This is a genomic window from Hansschlegelia beijingensis (assembly GCF_045505405.1).
Classification (GTDB): domain Bacteria; phylum Pseudomonadota; class Alphaproteobacteria; order Rhizobiales; family Methylopilaceae; genus Methylopila; species Methylopila beijingensis_A.
Map to the genome: position 1 here is coordinate 1 of NZ_JBJKEX010000359.1, position 3,046 is coordinate 3,046.

4 protein-coding genes and 2 pseudogenes are annotated in these 3,046 nt (G+C 69.1%); all 6 read right to left on the reverse strand.

The window, feature by feature from the left end; genetic code table 11:
• Positions 1-115 (reverse strand): annotated as a pseudogene (locus ACIKT0_RS15965) (IS3 family transposase); the annotation flags it as partial.
• Positions 116-355: 240 nt separating this feature from the next.
• A pseudogene (locus tag ACIKT0_RS15970) lies at positions 356-1,573 on the reverse strand (sodium:solute symporter family protein); the annotation flags it as partial.
• Positions 1,570-1,806 (reverse strand): hypothetical protein, encoded by a 237-nt coding sequence (locus ACIKT0_RS15975; protein ID WP_407106337.1) that lies wholly within the window; start codon positions 1,804-1,806, stop codon positions 1,570-1,572. The gene ACIKT0_RS15975 and the pseudogene ACIKT0_RS15970, both read right to left, overlap by 4 nt.
• A gap of 22 nt (positions 1,807-1,828) precedes the next feature.
• Complete coding sequence (locus ACIKT0_RS15980) at positions 1,829-2,275, reverse strand: SRPBCC family protein (RefSeq protein WP_407106339.1); 447 nt, start codon at positions 2,273-2,275, stop codon at positions 1,829-1,831.
• 2 nt (positions 2,276-2,277) lie between these two features.
• A complete protein-coding gene (locus ACIKT0_RS15985; protein ID WP_407106340.1) occupies positions 2,278-2,619 on the reverse strand; it encodes an ArsR/SmtB family transcription factor in 342 nt (113 codons plus the stop codon).
• 61 nt (positions 2,620-2,680) lie between these two features.
• Positions 2,681-2,938 carry a hypothetical protein gene (locus ACIKT0_RS15990; protein ID WP_407106342.1) on the reverse strand — a complete coding sequence of 86 codons (258 nt, stop codon included), beginning with the start codon at positions 2,936-2,938 and terminating at the stop codon, positions 2,681-2,683.
• Positions 2,939-3,046 lie beyond the last annotated feature (108 nt).

Genomic DNA, 3,046 nt, shown 5'->3' on the forward strand with positions numbered 1-3,046 from the left:
TGCAGCGGGCGATCCGATGCCCCTCGCGCATCAACTGCCGCCAGACCTTGCGCACGCCATAGACCCGGAAGTTCTCGTCAAAAACACGCTGGACCTCCGGCAGCAGGGCGGCGTCCCCGATCGCGGCGAAAAGCGCCTCGACGCGACGCCGCTCCTCCGCCGACTGCGGGATGAGGAACGCGCAGGCGAGGTAGACGAGCAGGTTCGCCGCCAGCCCGAAGCAGCCCGACGTCAGGCCATAGCCGAAGGGGAGGGCGCCCCCATAGGCGAGCTCCAGACCCACCGCCACGGCGAACCCCGTCACCATCCCGGCGACCGCGCCCTGCTTGTTGCCGCGCTTCCAGAAGATGCCGAGGAACTGCGGCACCGCGAGCTGGATGATGCCCTGGTAGGCGAGCACCGCGAGCGAGAACAGCGCGGGCAGGTCGAGGCAGGCGAGCCAGGAGGCCAGCAAGGTGATGATCAGCATCCCCGCCTTGGCGACCACGATCATCGCCTTCTGGTCGAGTTCGACGTAGTTGCCGACGAGGTCGTTGGCGAGCTGCGCCCCATAGGCCTGGATGTTGCCGTCGGTGTGGCCCATCGAGGCGGCGAGCAGGACCACGCCGGCAAGTCCCAGCAGCACAACCCCGCCGGCCTGATGCGAGATGGTGAACCAGACGTCGTCGGGCTTCGCCACGGCCTCCGGAACTTGCGACGCCAGCATCCCGAAGATCAGCAGCGCAGCGCCGAAGAAGAAGGTCAGCGGAGTCGCGATCGCGGCCGACTTCTTGAGGCTCTCGACGCCGTCGGCGGTGAACAGCCGGACGAAGATATAAGGCCAGCACCAGCCTCCGAGCGCGCCCGTGAAGATCAGCGCAAAGATATAGAGCGGGCCCTCGGCCGAGCCGAAGCTCGGGATCGCATACATCCGCGGGTCGAGGCCCTGCAGCGAGCTGCCCTTCACGACCACCAGCCAGACGATCAGCCCCACGAGCATCAGCCCGCCGCCCACATAGGCCACCATGCCCTGGACATAGTCGGAGATCACGACGCCGCGCATGCCCATGCGCACCGTCCAGATCTGGCGCACCGCGATCACCAGCACGCCGACGACAACGGCGGCGCCGAAGGACAGCCGACCGAGCGACATCGCCTGGAACATGTTGCCGAGCGCCTGCATCCCCAGCACCAGCCACGGCAGCCCCGAGACGAGGCCGATCACCGCCGCGATCGAGCGGATGTGGCGCGAGCCGTAGCGCAGCGCGAACAGATCGGGCTGGGTCTTGAGGTCGTAGGCCTTGCCCCACAGCCAGACAGGCCGGGCCAGCACATAGAGCAGCACGACCGTGAGCAGGCTGTAGGACAGCACGTAGAACGACATGACCCCGCTCGTGACCGACAGGGCGCCGAACGCGGTGAACATCGAGCCCGGATACCAGGTGTTCAGGAACGACATCGCCTGGTAGCGCGCCCCGAAGGAGCGACCGCCGACCGCGTAGTCCGCGAAGGAGCGGTCGTAGACGCGGTTCCTCTGGAGCACCCAGACCACATAGGCGAAGAACAGGGCGAGCAGGCCGAAGGTGACGATCATGCCGCCTGCTCCCCGCCGCGCGCGCCGCTCCAATAGGCGAACACCACGCTGGCCGAGATGCAGGCGCTCACCGCCACGAAATAGAACAGCGCGGCCGGCAACCCGAGGATCGGCGTGACCTCGCCGTCCGCCGCCCAGTACAGCGGCGGCGCCAGCGCGACGATCGCGTCGATCAGGAACCAGATGCGAACGATCCGTTCGCGCAGCGGAACAGGCGCGCCTCCAGCGCTCATGGTCGTCTCCCCCCGTTTTTTTCTAGCTGAGGACGTTCTGCAGCTTGTCGAAGCAGGTCGGCCAGTCGCCCCGATAGGCCTCCCGCACGTCCGGGCGCGCGAGGCGCCGGTGCGTGATCGTGAGCTCGCAGCTCGCACCGTCGAGCGGCCTCAGCTCGACGCAGAGCTCGGTCTCGACGCCCGGCAGGAGATCGAGCGGCCCTTCATAGACCCAGCTCTGCACCAGCCGCCGCCCCGGCACGATCTCCCGGTAGCAGCCGGTGATCAGATGGCGGGCGCCGTCCGGGGCGCGGGTCTCCAGCAGGAAGGCGCCGCCCACGCGCAGGTCGGTCTCCGAGCGCTCGACCACGTTCGGGCCGGGCGCGAGCCAGCGCCGGATCAGGTCCGGTTCGGTCCAGGCCCGGAACGCCTCCTCGCAAGAGGATGGCAGCACGCGCGTCAGCACGACCGGCGGGTCAGCGTCCGTCATTCTCAACTTTCGGGTCGGGAGGTTTGGCGCAGGAGGCTGTCGAGGGCGTCGAGCCGGTCGCTCCAGAATCCCTCGTAAGCCCGCACGAAGGCCGCGGCCTCCGCCAGCGGGCGCGCGTCGAGCGAGCAGAAATGCGCGCGGCCCTGAACCCTGCGGCGCACCAGGCCGGCGCGTTCCAGGACCTTCACATGCTTCACGGCGGCGTTGAGCGACATCTCGAACGGGCGGGCGAGCTCCCCCACGGTGTGCTCCCCCGAGGCGAGCCGCGCGATCATGGCCCGGCGGGTGGTGTCCGCCAGCGCGTGAAACACCTGGTCCAGGCTCGTGTGACGATCATCAACCATTCGGTTTATGATGCGGCGCGCCCGAGCGCCTCGCAAGACGACTTTGGGCGGGCGGGCCGGCTCAGGCGGACGGGCGGGCGGAGGCGGCGAAGCGCTGGCGGAGAGGCTCGACGAGGGTCGCGGACAGGATCAGCGCACATCCCAGCAGCTCGCGCGGGCCGAACGGGTCGTCCGCCAGGATCGCGGACGAGGCGAACGCGATGCCGACCTCGCACATCAGCAGGAGCATCAGCCGGGTCGGCGCGAGGCGCGCCGCGCCCCACAGGGTGAGCAGGTTCATCGGCAGGAACAGCAGCGTGCCGAGCGCAGCGGCGGGCATCCCTCGGCGGAGCGCGCATAAGGCCGGCGCAGGAACGAGACGGCGCCGGCGTAGTTCGATTCGATCGACTCGCCGTAGCGGCGGGAGGCGTCGAGCGCGTCGTCGACG